A 14,383-nucleotide genomic window follows, 5' to 3' on the forward strand; every position below is an offset into this window, starting at 1 on the left:
TGTCAGGGTGGTGGGTCAGAACCAGTTGTGCAAGGGCGACCATCGAATCGCGGGCAAGCCCGCTCCCACAAGGATCTCCGAAAAGCTGTGGGAGCGGGCTTGCCCGCGATGGCGTCCTTGACGGTTACAACTTGGCTTTGACCGCCGGCAGCGCGTCCTTGCCATCCACGGTCTTCACTCCATCAAGCCACTGGTCCAACACCGCCGGGTTGGCCTTGATCCATGCCTTGGCTGCGTCGGCGTTACTGACCTTGTTGTTCACCACCTCGGCCATGATGCTGTTTTCCATGTCCTGGGTGAAGCTCAGGTTGGTCAGGAGTTTGCCGACGTTCGGGCAGGCCTGTGCATAACCTTTGCGGGTCAGCGTGTGCACGCTGCCGGTGTCACCGAAGTACTTCTCGCCGCCCTTGAGGTAATGCATTTTCAGTTGCACGTTCATCGGGTGCGGGGTCCAGCCGAGGAAGGTCACGAATTTCTGCTTTTTCACCGCGCGGGACACTTCCGCCAGCATGGCCTGCTCGCTGGACTCGACCAGTTTCCACTGGCCCATGTCGAAATCGTTTTTCTTGATGATCTCTTGCAGCGAGATGTTCGCCGGTGCACCGGAGCCGATGCCGTAAATCTTGCGGTCGAACTTGTCGGCGTATTTGTTCAGGTCGGCAAAGTTATGCACACCCGCGTCCCACACATAGTCTGGAACGGCAAGGGTGAACTCGGTGCCGTCGAGGTTCTTCGCCAGTTGCGTGACATCGCCATTGGCGACGAATTTGTCATAGAAGCCCTGCTGCGCCGGCATCCAGTTACCCAGGAACACATCAACCTGGCCATCCTTGAGCCCGCCAAAAGTGATCGGCACCGCGAGGGTGTCGACCTTGGCCTTGTAGCCCATGCCGTCCAGCAGGAACCCGGTGATGGCATTGGTCGCGGCGATGTCGCTCCAACCCGGGTCGGCCATCTTCACGGTCTCGCAACTCTGGTCGGCAAACGCCGATGCGCTGCCCAGAGCCAGGAGCCCGACCGTCAGTACTGTGGATAACCTTTGCATGGACTTCCCCTTACATTATTGGTTTTGGCAGGGTTGTGGATAACGTGCTTTACGTTCCAGATCGTCGAGGTCGATGTGGTTGCGCATGTACTGCTGACTGGCGTCTACCAGCGGCTGGTGATCCCAGCTCTTCAGCTTGCCGAGGGTCAGCGCCTCGGCCACGAAACGCCGGCGTCGCTGGCTGGCGAGCACCTGCTGGTGGATCGCCGGAATGTTCCATTTCGCCCGCGCCTCAGCGAGAAAATCGTCGAACAGCTGGCGATGTTGCGGCGAATGGCTGAGTTCCTCCAGTTCGCGAGGGTCATTGTTTACGTCGAAGAGCAGACAAGGATCGTCTTCGCTGTAGATGAATTTATAGGCACCGCGGCGGATCATCATCAGCGGGCTGATGGTGCCTTCGGCCATGTATTCGCCGAACACTTCATCGTGGCCACCCTGCCCTTGCAGGTGCGGCACCAGCGAACGGCCATCCAGCGGCAGGCCCGGTTCCAGCGAGCCGCCGGCCAGTTCGACGAATGTCGGCAACAGGTCCGCCGTGGAAACACTGGCGCTGACCCGGCCAGCGCCAAACTGCCCCGGTGCGCTGATCAGCAGCGGCACCCGTGCGGCCATTTCATACCAGTGCATTTTGTACCAGAGGCCGCGCTCGCCGAGCATGTCGCCGTGGTCACCGGAAAACACGATGATGGTGTCATCTATCAGCCCTGTGTCCTCGAGGGTTTGCAGGAGTTTGCCGACGTTGCTGTCGATATAGCTGCACGCGCCGAAATAGGCACGGCGGGCATCGCGAATCTTGTCCACAGGCAGTGGCTTGTCCCACAGGTCATAGACCTTGAGCAAACGCTGCGAGTGCGGATCAAGGTCATGCGGGTCCGGGGTTGCAGGCAGCGGGATATCGGCATCGTTGTACAAATCCCAGAAAGCCTTGGGAATCGTGTACGGATCGTGTGGGTGAGTCATGGAAACGGTCAGGCAGAACGGCTGGTCGCCGTCCTCGCGGATATGGTCGAACAGGTACTGCTGGGCCTTGAATACCACCTCTTCGTCGAAATCCAGCTGGTTGGTGCGCACGCAGGGTCCGGCTTGCAGAACCGAGGACATGTTGTGGTACCAGGTCGGACGCACGTCCGGCTCATCCCAGTTCACTGCCCAGCCGTAGTCGGCCGGGTAGATGTCACTGGTCAGGCGCTCTTCGTAGCCGTGCAATTGGTCCGGCCCGCAGAAATGCATCTTGCCCGACAGGGCGGTGCGGTAACCGAGGCGGCGCAGGTAATGGGCATAGGTCGGTACGTCGGCGGGGAAGTCGGCGGCGTTGTCATAGGCGCCGATCTTGCTCGGCAACTGGCCGCTGACCAGGGTGAAACGCGACGGCGCGCACAGCGGGCTGTTGCAATAAGCCGAGTCGAACACCACGCCTTGTGCGGCGAGGCGGCTCAGATTGGGCAATTTGATGGGCGATGGACCGTAGAACGGCAACATTGGCGCGGCCATTTGATCGGCCATGATGAAAAGAATGTTCTTGCGCTTCATGTGATCGCGGCATTCCATAGTGGATGTTTATGCGAGAGTGCTGGCTTCGAGAATGAAACCCAAGCTCTTCGCGGTAAAGCCCATGCACGGCAATGACTAGGATAAGCACAGCTTATGTATGACGCCCTTGGTGACCTGTCACTGGATCTGCTTCGTGCCTTCGAAGCGGCAGCCCGTCAGCGCAGCTTCACCGCGGCGGCGGTTGAACTCGGCACCACGCAGCCGGCCATCAGCCAGCAGATCAAGCGCCTTGAAGAACAACTGGCGACCCGATTGTTCGACCGCATTTATCGCGGTATCGAGTTGACTGAGGCCGGGCTGATACTTTTTCAGCAGGTTCAGCTCGGATTGCAGAATATCGATGCAGGATTGAGCGCAATTAGCGCCCAGCAACAGCATGAGGTGCTGCAGGTGGCCACGGATTTTGCCTTTGCCGCCTATTGGTTGATGCCGCGTCTGCACCGCTTTCACGCGGCTAATCCGCAGGTGGATGTCAGCCTGGTCACCAGTGAACGCAGCCATAACATGCTACGTACCGATATCGACGTAGCGATACTGTTCGGTGATGGCCGCTTCAAGCAGGGTGAAAGCCATTGGCTGTTCAGTGAGGAAGTGTTTCCGGTGTGCAGCCCGCAGTTGCTGGGTGAACGTTCCCTGCCCTTGCCCCCCCAGGCCTTGCTCGAGTTTCCGTTGCTGCATCTGCGTGGGGAACACAGCAGTAACTGGTTCGACTGGAGCGGCGTATTCCGCGAATTGGGCATCACCTCGCCCCCGGCACCCGGGCAACTGCGTTTCGACAACTACACCTTGCTGATTCAGGCTGCGATTGGTGGTCAGGGCGTGGCCATCGGCTGGCGCCACCTTGTGGATAACTTGCTGGCGCAAGGGTTGTTGTGTCGACCGATCGGCGAAACGGTGATGTCCCGGCTGGGCTATTACGTGGTTTTGCCCCAGCGTAAACGGCGCGGGGTGTTGATCCAGCAGTTTGTGGATTGGTTGATGGCTGAGCAGGCGGGCAGCGCGGAGTCGTTGACGGGGTTGGCGTTTCCTTCGATTGCGGTTTGAGTGTCAAAAGATCGCTGTAGGAGCTGCCGAAGGCTGCGATCTTTCAAGGTTCCGAGGTCGCGATGAAACTGACGTGCTCGCCGATGTGCAGTTTCAGGTGCAATTCATCGGCAATGCCCACGGCGGTACGGGCCAATCGCCCGAGCGGTTCGGCCAGTCCCGGCTCGAGGTTGCCGCCGGGTTTGGCGAAATGTTCGATGGTCAGCCCCGGTACCCCGCGCGGTTCGTTGACTAGCGTCCACTGCAAAGGACTGCTTTGCAGTGCCTCGCGAATTTCCTCTGCGGCGTGACGTTGCAGGCTGTCCTCGAGCTCCGGCTCGTCCAGCACCGCGAAATCTCCCACCAGAAACAACCGGGCAACGCCTGCCCCCTGCAGGCCTTCAATCAAGGCGTCGACTGCCAGCACTTGCTCGACCGGACCCGGTACGATGGTTTTTTCCACGTGTTCGCTGTTGAACGGTAAGCCAGGAGCGTCCAGCAAACAGATGACCACGGAGCTGCCAGCCACACTCTGCTTGACCCGTTGCGCGTCGAACAGGTCGCCAGTCTTGGTGCGCAGCCCCGGACGGGGTGCCAGCGCATTGAGGTCATCGAGAATCGCGATCACTTCATGCTGGCGTCGCAGCATTTCAGCCATCAGCGCACTGCCCAGGCTACTCATGGCACCATAAAGCACCACTTTCACAACGGGGGTTTCGGCATTTTTCATGGCTGAACCCTTTTTCCAGCGTCTATATGACGTGTGACCCGCAGGAAAGGGTGAGGGTTCGAACAGCTTTCAGAGGGATTGCAATGCAGCAGATCACGGGCTATCACGCCCATGTTTACTTCGATGCCGACTCGATCGGGCAGGCGCGGGCGCTGTGTGAGCAGGCGGCGCAATTGTTTCCAGTGAAAATGGGCCGTGTGCACGAGCGCCCGGTCGGCCCGCACCCGGACTGGAGCTGCCAGTTGGCGTTCGAGCCGCAGGTGCTGGGTGAAGTGCTGCCGTGGCTGGCGCTCAACCGCAAGGGCCTGGTGGTGTTTTTACACCCGGACACCGGCGACGATCTGCGCGACCACACCGAGCATGCGATCTGGATGGGCGCGATTCGACCGCTGGATCTGTCTATTTTTTGATCAGAGTGTTTCTTCAGCCTCGCCGGGCAAGTGTTCGTCCAGATGCAGCCACGGCAAGCGGCTGTCGGTCCAGATGTGTCGCTGCGCCGGTGCCTGCTCGGGGTGGTCGAGGGTGGCGATGGTCAGGTCGATGCTGTCCGGGCTCAGGTGCGTTACCACCGCCAGCTGCGCCCCGCAGTGACCGCAGAAATAACGCGCGCAGGTGGATGAAGAATCGTACCGCGATGGCGTCCCGGCCAACCATTGAAAGGCGGATGCCGGCACGGTGATCCAGGTGGTCACGATGCCGCCGCTGACCCGTCGGCAAATCGAACAATGACAGTGGACGATATCTCGCAGTTGCCCGCTGAATTGATAGCGCAGTTGCCCGCAGTGGCAGCCGCCGGTGTGAACGTTGTTCATGACATTCCTCCTGCTGCGTTATGACTGACGCCTTCGCGAGCAAGCCCGCTCCCACATTGGCTTTGTGGGAGCGGGCTTGCTCGCGAAGGGCGTAACCCGGTTCGCCTCCCTGCCCTGGTCCGACGACCGGTCGTGCATCCGGTCAAAGCTTTCAACTGCGAAAGCTGGCTGAAAGCTTCCCCGATTAGGATCGCCGCCACTACCGGCAAAAGACCGGTGGCCAATGCGAGTGTTCGATTGCTCGAAAGGCCCATTTAACAACAACAATGGTGATTCTGATGTTCTCTTCTACCCGCCACTTCGCTGTGCCTCCGTCCGTACCTCTCGTGCTTCCCGTTCTGCGCTGATCCCGCCCGATCCGCCCATTCCCTAGCCGCGCTACGCCTGGAGTATTCCCATGCTGACTTTCCTTGGCTTCGCCATGGTCATCACGTTCATGTTCCTGATCATGACCAAGCGCCTGTCTGCGCTGATCGCCCTGATCCTCATTCCAATCATCTTCGCCCTGTTCGGCGGCTTCGGCCCCAAAATCGGCCCGATGATGCTCGAAGGCATTACCAAGCTCGCGCCGACCGGCGTGATGCTGATGTTCGCTATTTTGTATTTCGCCCTGATGATCGACTCCGGCCTGTTCGACCCGGCCGTGCGCAAGATCCTAAAAATGGTCAAGGGCGACCCGCTGAAAGTTTCGGTCGGCACCGCTGTACTGGCGCTCGTCGTTTCCCTCGATGGTGACGGCGCGACCACCTACATGATCTGCGTGGCCGCCATGCTGCCGCTCTACAGCCGCATCGGCATGAGCCCGCGGATCATGGCCGGCCTGATCATCCTCGCCGGTGGCGTGATGAATATGACCCCATGGGGCGGCCCGACCGCTCGTGCCGCCAGTGCACTGCACGTGGACCCGTCGGCTATTTTCGTCCCGATGATCCCGGCGATGCTGGCCGGTGTGGTGGCGATCCTGGCCATCGCTTACTTCTACGGCAAACGTGAACGTGCGCGCCTGGGTGAACTGCACCTGGTGGGCGATGAAATCGACCACAGCGAAATCAGTGTCTCGCAGTTCCCGGATGCCCGTCGTCCGAAGCTGATCTGGTTCAACGGTGCCCTGACACTGGGCCTGATGTGCACCCTGATCGCCGGCCTGCTGCCGTTGCCGGTGTTGTTCATGGTGGCATTCAGTATCGCCATGATCGTCAACTATCCTTGCCTGCAACAGCAGAAGGATCGCGTCGCGGCTCACGCCGGTAGCGTACTGGCCGTGGTCGGGCTGATCTTTGCGGCCGGCATCTTCACCGGTATCCTGTCGGGCACCGGCATGGTCGATGCCATGTCGAAAAGCCTGTTGTCGGTGATTCCGGATTTCCTCGGCCCGTACCTGGCGGTGATCACGGCGCTGGTAAGCATGCCGTTCACCTTCTTCATGTCGAACGATGCATTTTATTACGGCGTGTTACCGGTGCTTGCCGAGGCCGCCAGTCACTACGGTATAACCGCGGTGGAAATGGCACGTGCCTCGATCGTCGGTCAGCCCGTCCACCTGTTGAGCCCGCTGGTTCCATCGACCTATCTGTTGGTGGCCCTGGCCGGTATCGATTTCGGTGACCACCAGCGCTTCACCCTGAAGTGGGCAGTGCTGGTTTGTATCTGCATACTGATTGCTGCACTGCTGTTGGGGACTTTCCCGATGTTCAGCACTCTATAAGCCCAAGACTCACCACTTCGGGTCCAGGCTTCGCTGTTTGAAGCCCGGGCCCTTTGTGGTTTAACAATCGCTCAAAGGAATACACATGGAATGGCTGACCAACCCTGAAATCTGGGTTGCCTTCTTTACCCTGACCGCCCTGGAAATCGTTCTGGGCATCGATAACATCATCATGATTTCGATCCTGGTCAGCCGCATGCCCAAACATATGCAGGCGCGCACCCGGATTTTCGGTCTGGCGCTGGCCATGATCACGCGAATCCTGCTCCTGCTGTCGATCACCTGGGTCATGCGCCTCACCGCCGACCTGTTCGTCGTGTTCGGCCAGGGCATCTCCGGACGTGACCTGATCCTGTTCTTCGGTGGTCTGTTCCTGCTGTGGAAGAGCTCGCAAGAGATGTACCACGCCCTGGAAGGTGAAGACGAAACCAACGAAGAGCCTTCGGGCAAGGGCGGCAACTTCCTCTACACCATCATCCAGATCGCGATCATCGACATCGTGTTCTCGCTGGACTCGGTCATCACCGCGGTCGGCATGGTCTCCCACGTACCGGTCATGGTCGCGGCGATCATCGTGGCGGTGTTGGTGATGATGTGGGCTTCCGGCACCATCAGCGAGTTCATCGACAAGCACCCGTCGCTGAAGATGCTGGCGCTGTCGTTCCTGTTGATCGTCGGTACCGTGCTGATTGCCGAATCCCTCGACGTGCACGTGCCAAAAGGCTACGTCTACTTCGCCATGGCGTTCTCGCTGGCGGTGGAAGCGATCAACATCAGGATGCGCACGGCCATCGCGAAAAAGAAGAAACAGCAGGATCCGGTAAAGCTGCGCAAGGACATTCCGGGCCAGTAACCCGGTAGCGCTAAATACGCAAAACCTGTGGGAGCGAGCTTGCTCGCGATGGCGGTCCGTCAGTCAACATCGATGTTGGATCTGATGCCCTCATCGCGAGCAAGCTCGCTCCCACAGTGCTTTGTGTGGCTGGAAGATCGCCGTTTTCATGACAGTTTTGTTTCAATCCCTTCTTTGGCTGTGCGATGCTGGCGCGCAGACCGTTAGCCAACTACAGCTTAAGTACAGAACGTAGAACGTCGCGCGGCACTGTTAACTTGCTCCTTTGGGGCGCTACACCACAGGGGGTCATTATGCTCACCCTGCTCAATTTGCTTTCCGCCGTGGCCCTGCTGATCTGGGGCACGCACATCGTCCGAACCGGCATCCTGCGGGTCTACGGCACCAATTTGCGCCATGTCATCAGCCATAACATGGCCAACCGCTGGCTGGCGTTCGCCTCCGGGATCGCCGTGACGGCGATGGTCCAGAGCAGCAACGCCACTGCCATGCTCGTCACCTCCTTTGTCGGCCAGGGCCTGATGGCGCTGACCCCGGCGCTGGCCACCATGCTGGGTGCGGACGTCGGTACGGCGCTGATGGCGCGGGTGCTGACGTTCGATCTGTCGTGGCTGTCGCCATTGCTGATTTTTGTCGGGGTGATTTTCTTTCTGTCGCGCAAACAGACCCGACTCGGGCAGTTGGGCCGTGTTGCCATTGGCTTGGGGTTGATCATTCTGGCGTTGCAACTGATTGTCGAGGCGGCGCATCCGATTACCCACGCCAAAGGAGTGAAGGTAATTTTCGCCTCACTCACTGGCGACATCCTGCTCGACGCCCTGGTCGGGGCACTGTTCGCGATGATTTCCTATTCCAGCCTGGCCGCCGTGCTGCTGACAGCGACCCTGGCGGGTGCCAATGTGATCAGCCTGCCGGTGGCCATCGGGCTGGTGATCGGCGCCAATATCGGCAGCGGCATACTCGCCTTCCTCAGCACCAGCATGCAGAACGCCGCCGGACGCCAAGTGGCGCTGGGCAGCCTGCTGTACAAAATGATTGGTCTTTTATTGATCATTCCGGTGCTCGACCCACTGGTGCACTGGCTCGATGGCCTGGATTTCAGCCCTCAGGAAATGGTCATTGGCTTTCACCTGCTCTACAACACCGTGCGTTGCCTGATCCTGCTGCCCAGCCTCGAACCGATGGCCCGGTTTTGTGCCTGGGTGCTGCCGGAGCATCCACAGGCCAACGGCACGGCCAAGCCCCGGCATCTTGACCCCACGGCCTTGGTCACGCCCGGTCTGGCGCTGGCCAACGCGGCCCGGGAAACCTTGCGCATGGGCGACCTGATCGACAACATGCTCGAAGCCATGCTCGACGTGTTGCGTGGCAAGCAAACCGCCGTCACCCAGGAAGTCCGCCGCCTGTGCGACGATGTCGAAGCGCTCTACAGCGCAATCAAGCTGTACCTGGCGCAAATGCCCCGGGAAGACCTCAGCGATCAGGACAGCCGGCGCTGGGCGGAAATCATTGAGTTGGCCATCAACCTGAAGCTCTCCAGCGACTTGATCGAACGCATGCTGCGCAAGATTCAGCAGCAGAAAACCTCGCAGCGCCGGTCGTTTTCCGAAGTCGGGCTGGACGAACTGACCGGACTGCACACTCAGTTGATTTCCAGCCTGCGGCTCGGGATGTCGGTGTTTCTCAGTGGTGACCCGGAAAGTGCGCGCCAACTGGTGCGTGAAAAACGTCGTTTCCGCGCACAGGAACGGCGCCTGGCCCACGCTCATGTCAGCCGTTTGCAACGTAAAATCGTGCAAAGTATCGAAACCAGCTCGTTGCACCTGGAGCTGATCGCCGACATGAAGCGTCTGAATTCGCTGTTTTGCAGCAGTGCCTACGTGGTGCTGGAAACATCGGACACCGGTGCGTTGGTGGTCGACGATTTGAGCGACATCACTCATTCACCCTGAACGTCCACAGTCGCCTGAAGTCTGTTGAACTTACGCTGGTCGTATGGAAGCTTGTTATGCGTTGTCTGTTGTTCGCCTGCCTGTTGCTTGGTTCACTCCCGTCATTCGCCCTGGATCGCTTTCAGGTCGAGGGCTACACGCTGCGCAATGGCTTGCAGTTGATGCTCAAACCCGGCACTGATCGCGGGCATGTGGCGATCCGGCTGGTGGTCGGCGTTGGCCTGGATGATTTCGGCTGTGAAGAAAAGGAACTGCCGCATTTGCTGGAACACCTGCTCTTCAGCGGCATCGACGCCAGTGGCGAAGGTGGCCTGGAGGAGCGCATGCAGGCCTTGGGCGGTGAGTGGAATGCCTTCACCAGCAATGCCGATACGACTTTTGTCATTGAGGCCCCGGCGAAAAACCAGCGCAAGGTACTCGACCTGTTGCTGGCGCTGCTGACCCAGACCCGCTTCGACGACAGCGCCATCAACGCGGCCAAGCAGGTGGTCGAGCGTGAAGACGGTGGTCACTACTCGCACCTGCAACGCTGGCTCGATCGCCAGGACCTCGGCCACACAGCCAGCAACCAATTGGCCGTCGAATTGGGCCTCAAATGCCCGGAGCGTGCGCAAGTCGATGGCCTGACCCGTGAACAACTGGAGCAGGTGCGCAAGGACTGGTATGCGCCGAACAACATGACCCTGATCGTGGTCGGCGACCTCGACAAGTTGCTGCCAGCCTATCTGGAGCGGGCGTATGGCGCGCTGGAAGCGATCACCCCCGGCGAGCATCCGCCGCTGCCGCAAATCCGGGCCAGCGCCGCCCATGAGCGCACCTTGCCCCACGGTCTGGTCGGCAACGGCGCCAAGTTGCACTGGCTGGTACCGGAGCCGGTGCTGGAAGACGGTCACGACCAAACCTTCGATTTACTCAAGGACTATCTGGATTGGGCGCTCTATCGCCAACTGCGCCTGGCTCATGGTTTGTCCTATGGCCCGTGGGCGGAACGCGAAGTGTTCGGCGGCGTGGGTTTCATGAGCCTCAATGCCGACCTTGAACGCGACGACGTGCCCGAGGCCGAACAAGTGCTCGATGACTTGAAGGCCGAACTGCTCAGGGACGGCCTCAATGCCGACACCTTCAACCGCCTGAAGCAGGCCGCGATCGCCCGGCAGGCCTGGGCCGTACAAGGCAACAGTGCGTTGGCCGACTACTACTGGAGTGCCATCGGCGACTACGAGGACGGTCGCTTCACCAATCCGGCCAGGGAGCTGCAGGGGGTGACGCTGGAAGAGGCGAACAAGGCGGTGCGTGAACTGCTGTTGCAGCCGGGGTATTTGCGGATCGAAAAGCCGTTGTTCAGCTATGACCAGTTGATGTGGTTGGTGGTTGGTGGGGTGGGCTTGATCGTGTTGATGCTGGTGGGCTGGCGTTTGCATCGCAGGAAGTAACCACTCTGTTTGGCAAGAAAACTCCCTGTGGGAAACACAATCCCCCTGTGGGAGCGAGCTTGCTCCGGGCGGCGTTCCGACGATGAGGCCATGTCATTCAACATCAAAGTTGACTGATCCGCCGCCATCGCGAGCAAGCTCGCTCCCACAGGGGGCGTGGTGTCACTGACCGTGAACCCTCGCCACAGCGCCACACCAGCGGTACTCTGTCGAGGTTTTTTCCTACAACCACTGTGAAACCGCCGAATGCAAAACCTGACCCGTTTCGTACAGCGCATCCTCGAATTGATGAAGCGCTACCCCGGGGTCATTGCGCTCGCTGGTTTCATCTCCGGGGTAGGCAGCTTCATCCTGGTCGATCGCCAGCAAGGCCTGGCGAGCTGGATCACCACCATCATGCTGATCAGCTGGATCTGGCTGATGCTGGAGAACAGCCTGACCAAGCTGTTCGCGCGCATTTTCAAGCGCGAAATCCCGGAACCCTTGCTGCGTTACGCAACGCAGATGATCCATCAGGAAAGCCTGTTCTTTGTCCTGCCGTTCTTCTTCATCACCACGACGTGGAACAGCGGCCAGTTGTTTTTCACCGGGCTGCTGGGCGTCGCGGCACTGATTTCGATCATCGACCCGCTGTACTACAAGTGGCTGGCGCCACGACGCTGGGCGTTTCTGGCCCTGCACACCCTGACCCTGTTCGCCGCGCTGCTCACCGCGTTGCCGGTGATCATGCACCTGACCACCGCGCAAAGTTTCAAATGGGCGCTGGGTATCTCGGTGCTGCTGTCGTTCCCGAGCCTGGCGTCGATCTTCCCGATTCGTACCCTGCGCAGCGCGCTGGCGATTTTGAGTATCACTCTGGGCATTGGCGCCGTCGGGTGGGAGCTGCGCTCGTGGGTCCCACCGGCGACGCTGTGGATGACCGATGTGGCCATCAGTACGCAAATGCAGGACCGAACGCCTGGCGCCAGCCTCGAGGAAGTCAGCGCCGAGCAGATTCGCAATGGCGGGCTTTATGCCTACACCGCGATCAATGCCCCGCGGGGTTTGGACGAGCGGATTTATCACGTCTGGCAGTTCAACGGCAAAGAAGTCGACCGCATCCCGTTGGATATTCACGGCGGGCGCAAGGAAGGTTACCGTGCCTGGACCCACAAGCAGAATTTCCCGGGCAACCCGGCCGGCAAATGGCAGGTCCGGGTGCTGACCGAAGATGGCCAGGTCATCGGCGTGCTGCGTTTCAAGGTCACGGACAGCACAGCGATCAAAGAAAAGTAGTACGGTTCGTGCTATTACGTAGAGCTGCGTAATCACTGAACAAGCACGGAGCTTATGATCAGCAGCACGATGGCCGGCAACGCCCAGTTGGACACGTCGCTCACCCCTGCACGGTTGCGGGTGACGGGCGATTGGACGCTTGCCCATTACGCTGACCTCAAGCTGGTGAGCGAAAAACTCCACGGCCAGTACGACGCCAACACCCCTATCGACCTCAATGGTCTCGGCGCCCTCGACACCGCTGGCGCCTCGCTGTTGGTCGAACTGCTCGGCTCCGAGCGCCTCGGTCGCTCCGCCGAACATCCTGATTGCACACTCTCCGCCGCCGATCGGGCGTTGCTGCAAACCGTCTACTGTTCGTTGACCGATTTCTGCGTACCGATCAAGGAACCGGAAATCAGCGTTTCCATTCAGTTGCTGACCCGCATTGGTCGGGCGGTGGACGCCGTCTGGCAGGACACCCTGCAACTGCTGGGTTTCGTTGGCCTGATCATCGAAACCATCGTCCGCGGCTTGTTCCGTCCCAAGCGCTGGCGCGTCACGCCGATGATCGCCCACATCGAACAGACCGGTCTCGACGCCGCGCCCATCGTTGCGTTGCTGACTTTTCTGGTGGGCGCCGTCGTGGCGTTCCTCGGGTCGACAGTGCTGGCCACCTTCGGCGCCACGGTCTTCACCGTGGACCTGGTGGGATTTGCCTTCCTGCGCGAATTCGGTGTGTTGCTGACCGCGATCCTGATGGCCGGGCGCACCGCCAGTGCGTTCACGGCGCAAATCGGTTCGATGAAGGCCAACGAGGAAATCGATGCCATCCGCACCCTGGGCCTCGACCCCGTGGAGTTGCTGGTGGTGCCGCGGGTCCTGGCGTTGCTGATCGCCCTGCCGATGCTGACCTTTCTGGCGATGCTGTCGGGGATTATCGGCGGTGCCGTGGTCTGCGCGGTGGCGCTGGATATCTCGCCGGCGATGTTCCTGTCGCTGCTGCAAACGGACATCGGCGTACAGCACTTTTTGGTGGGGATCGTCAAAGCGCCCGTGTTCGCCTTCCTCATCGCCGCCATCGGTTGCCTAGAAGGCTTCAAGGTCAGCGGCAGCGCCGAGTCTGTCGGCGCGCACACCACGTCGAGTGTGGTGCAGTCGATTTTCGTGGTGATCGTGATGGATGCGGTCGCCGCGATGTTTTTCATGGAGATGGGTTGGTGAGTCGTATCCCCAGAGCGCCTTCCGAGGCGGTGATTGAAGTCCGTGGACTGTGCAACCGCTTTGGAAGCCAGAGCGTGCACGAAAACCTCGATCTGGATTTGTACAAGGGTGAAATCCTCGCCGTGGTCGGCGGCTCCGGCAGCGGCAAATCGGTGCTGCTGCGCAGCATTGTCGGGCTGCGCCAGCCCAGCGAAGGGGTGGTGAAAGTCTTCGGCAAGAACCTGCCAAGCTTGTCCGAGCACGAGCGCTCGCTGGTGGAGCGGCGATTCGGTGTGCTGTTCCAGAAAGGCGCGCTGTTCTCTTCGCTGACCGTGACCGAGAATGTTGCCCTGCCGCTGATCGAGCACGCCGGCTTGAGCCGCAGCGACGCCGAGCATCTGGCGGCGGTGAAAATGGCCTTGGCCGGGTTGCCGCTGTCGGCGGCGGAGAAGTACCCCGCGTCGCTGTCCGGCGGCATGATCAAGCGTGCCGCGCTGGCCCGGGCATTGGCGCTGGACCCGGACATCCTGTTTCTCGACGAGCCCACCGCCGGTCTCGACCCGATCGGCGCTGCCGCGTTCGACCAATTGATCCTGACCCTGCGCGATGCCCTGGGCCTGAGTGTCTTTCTGGTGACCCACGACCTCGACACGCTCTACACCATCACCGACCGGGTGGCGGTGCTGGCGCAGAAAAAGGTGCTGGTGGCGGACGCCATCGACAAGGTCTCGGAAACCAACGATCCGTGGATTCACGAATACTTCCATGGCCCTCGCGGCCGCGCGGCGTTGACGGCCGCCCAACAGCTCAACGAGGTCTGAC

At 60.3% G+C, this 14,383-nt stretch carries 13 protein-coding genes; 9 read left to right on the plus strand and 4 right to left on the minus strand.

The features are described 5' to 3' along the window. Positions 1-124 precede the first annotated feature (124 nt). Both choX and betC read right to left on the minus strand, forming a co-directional pair. A complete protein-coding gene (choX, locus tag C9422_RS04630; protein ID WP_116579841.1) occupies positions 125-1,045 on the minus strand; it encodes a choline ABC transporter substrate-binding protein in 921 nt (306 codons plus the stop codon). A gap of 15 nt (positions 1,046-1,060) precedes the next feature. Further along, a complete protein-coding gene (gene betC / locus C9422_RS04635) occupies positions 1,061-2,575 on the minus strand; it encodes a choline-sulfatase (protein WP_116579842.1) in 1,515 nt (504 codons plus the stop codon). Positions 2,576-2,689: 114 nt separating this feature from the next. Here betC and C9422_RS04640 point away from each other — a divergent pair, with 114 nt between their 5' ends. Next, positions 2,690-3,640 carry a LysR family transcriptional regulator gene (locus C9422_RS04640; RefSeq protein ID WP_116579843.1) on the plus strand — a complete coding sequence of 317 codons (951 nt, stop codon included), beginning with the start codon at positions 2,690-2,692 and terminating at the stop codon, positions 3,638-3,640. 43 nt (positions 3,641-3,683) lie between these two features. On the opposite strand, the gene C9422_RS04645 is transcribed toward C9422_RS04640, so the two are convergent. Next, positions 3,684-4,349 carry an NAD(P)-dependent oxidoreductase gene (locus tag C9422_RS04645; protein WP_007969850.1) on the minus strand — a complete coding sequence of 222 codons (666 nt, stop codon included), beginning with the start codon at positions 4,347-4,349 and terminating at the stop codon, positions 3,684-3,686. 83 nt (positions 4,350-4,432) lie between these two features. Here C9422_RS04645 and C9422_RS04650 point away from each other — a divergent pair, with 83 nt between their 5' ends. Further along, positions 4,433-4,759 (plus strand): DOPA 4,5-dioxygenase family protein, encoded by a 327-nt coding sequence (locus C9422_RS04650; protein ID WP_007969848.1) that lies wholly within the window; start codon positions 4,433-4,435, stop codon positions 4,757-4,759. Here the strand turns inward: C9422_RS04650 and C9422_RS04655 are convergent, their stop codons facing one another. Further along, positions 4,760-5,161, minus strand: coding sequence for a GFA family protein (locus C9422_RS04655; protein ID WP_116579844.1), 402 nt, complete (start codon positions 5,159-5,161; stop codon positions 4,760-4,762). A 397-nt stretch (positions 5,162-5,558) separates the two neighbouring features. Here C9422_RS04655 and C9422_RS04660 point away from each other — a divergent pair, with 397 nt between their 5' ends. The 7 genes from C9422_RS04660 (at position 5,559) to C9422_RS04695 (ending at position 14,382) form a co-directional block, all read left to right on the plus strand. After that, positions 5,559-6,866 carry a CitMHS family transporter gene (locus C9422_RS04660; protein WP_116579845.1) on the plus strand — a complete coding sequence of 436 codons (1,308 nt, stop codon included), beginning with the start codon at positions 5,559-5,561 and terminating at the stop codon, positions 6,864-6,866. Between the two features lie 85 nt (positions 6,867-6,951). After that, positions 6,952-7,719, plus strand: coding sequence for a TerC family protein (locus C9422_RS04665; protein ID WP_102669504.1), 768 nt, complete (start codon positions 6,952-6,954; stop codon positions 7,717-7,719). Between the two features lie 293 nt (positions 7,720-8,012). After that, positions 8,013-9,671, plus strand: a complete 1,659-nt coding sequence (locus tag C9422_RS04675) for a Na/Pi cotransporter family protein (RefSeq protein ID WP_116579847.1) — start codon at positions 8,013-8,015, stop codon at positions 9,669-9,671. A 56-nt stretch (positions 9,672-9,727) separates the two neighbouring features. Next, the gene (locus C9422_RS04680) at positions 9,728-11,104 is read left to right on the plus strand and encodes a pitrilysin family protein (RefSeq protein WP_116579848.1); all 1,377 of its coding nucleotides are present in this window, start codon (positions 9,728-9,730) and stop codon (positions 11,102-11,104) included. Between the two features lie 246 nt (positions 11,105-11,350). Further along, a complete protein-coding gene (locus tag C9422_RS04685) occupies positions 11,351-12,379 on the plus strand; it encodes a DUF5924 family protein (RefSeq protein ID WP_116579849.1) in 1,029 nt (342 codons plus the stop codon). 54 nt (positions 12,380-12,433) lie between these two features. Next, complete coding sequence (locus tag C9422_RS04690) at positions 12,434-13,582, plus strand: ABC transporter permease (protein ID WP_116579850.1); 1,149 nt, start codon at positions 12,434-12,436, stop codon at positions 13,580-13,582. After that, the gene (locus C9422_RS04695; RefSeq protein ID WP_007969839.1) at positions 13,579-14,382 is read left to right on the plus strand and encodes an ABC transporter ATP-binding protein; all 804 of its coding nucleotides are present in this window, start codon (positions 13,579-13,581) and stop codon (positions 14,380-14,382) included. The genes C9422_RS04690 and C9422_RS04695 overlap by 4 nt, the downstream gene beginning before the upstream one ends. Position 14,383 lies beyond the last annotated feature (1 nt).

The organism is Pseudomonas sp. B1(2018), assembly GCF_003097365.1.
In the GTDB taxonomy this organism is placed as follows: Bacteria; Pseudomonadota; Gammaproteobacteria; order Pseudomonadales; family Pseudomonadaceae; genus Aquipseudomonas; species Aquipseudomonas laurylsulfatiphila.

Coding starts and splice junctions, on each gene's coding strand:
- choX (WP_116579841.1), bottom strand. CDS start 1,045: ATGCAAAGGTTATCCACAGTACTGACGGTCGGGCTCCTGGCTCTGGGC.
- betC (WP_116579842.1), bottom strand. CDS start 2,575: ATGAAGCGCAAGAACATTCTTTTCATCATGGCCGATCAAATGGCCGCG.
- C9422_RS04640 (WP_116579843.1), top strand. CDS start 2,690: ATGTATGACGCCCTTGGTGACCTGTCACTGGATCTGCTTCGTGCCTTC.
- C9422_RS04645 (WP_007969850.1), bottom strand. CDS start 4,349: ATGAAAAATGCCGAAACCCCCGTTGTGAAAGTGGTGCTTTATGGTGCC.
- C9422_RS04650 (WP_007969848.1), top strand. CDS start 4,433: ATGCAGCAGATCACGGGCTATCACGCCCATGTTTACTTCGATGCCGAC.
- C9422_RS04655 (WP_116579844.1), bottom strand. CDS start 5,161: ATGAACAACGTTCACACCGGCGGCTGCCACTGCGGGCAACTGCGCTAT.
- C9422_RS04660 (WP_116579845.1), top strand. CDS start 5,559: ATGCTGACTTTCCTTGGCTTCGCCATGGTCATCACGTTCATGTTCCTG.
- C9422_RS04665 (WP_102669504.1), top strand. CDS start 6,952: ATGGAATGGCTGACCAACCCTGAAATCTGGGTTGCCTTCTTTACCCTG.
- C9422_RS04675 (WP_116579847.1), top strand. CDS start 8,013: ATGCTCACCCTGCTCAATTTGCTTTCCGCCGTGGCCCTGCTGATCTGG.
- C9422_RS04680 (WP_116579848.1), top strand. CDS start 9,728: ATGCGTTGTCTGTTGTTCGCCTGCCTGTTGCTTGGTTCACTCCCGTCA.
- C9422_RS04685 (WP_116579849.1), top strand. CDS start 11,351: ATGCAAAACCTGACCCGTTTCGTACAGCGCATCCTCGAATTGATGAAG.
- C9422_RS04690 (WP_116579850.1), top strand. CDS start 12,434: ATGATCAGCAGCACGATGGCCGGCAACGCCCAGTTGGACACGTCGCTC.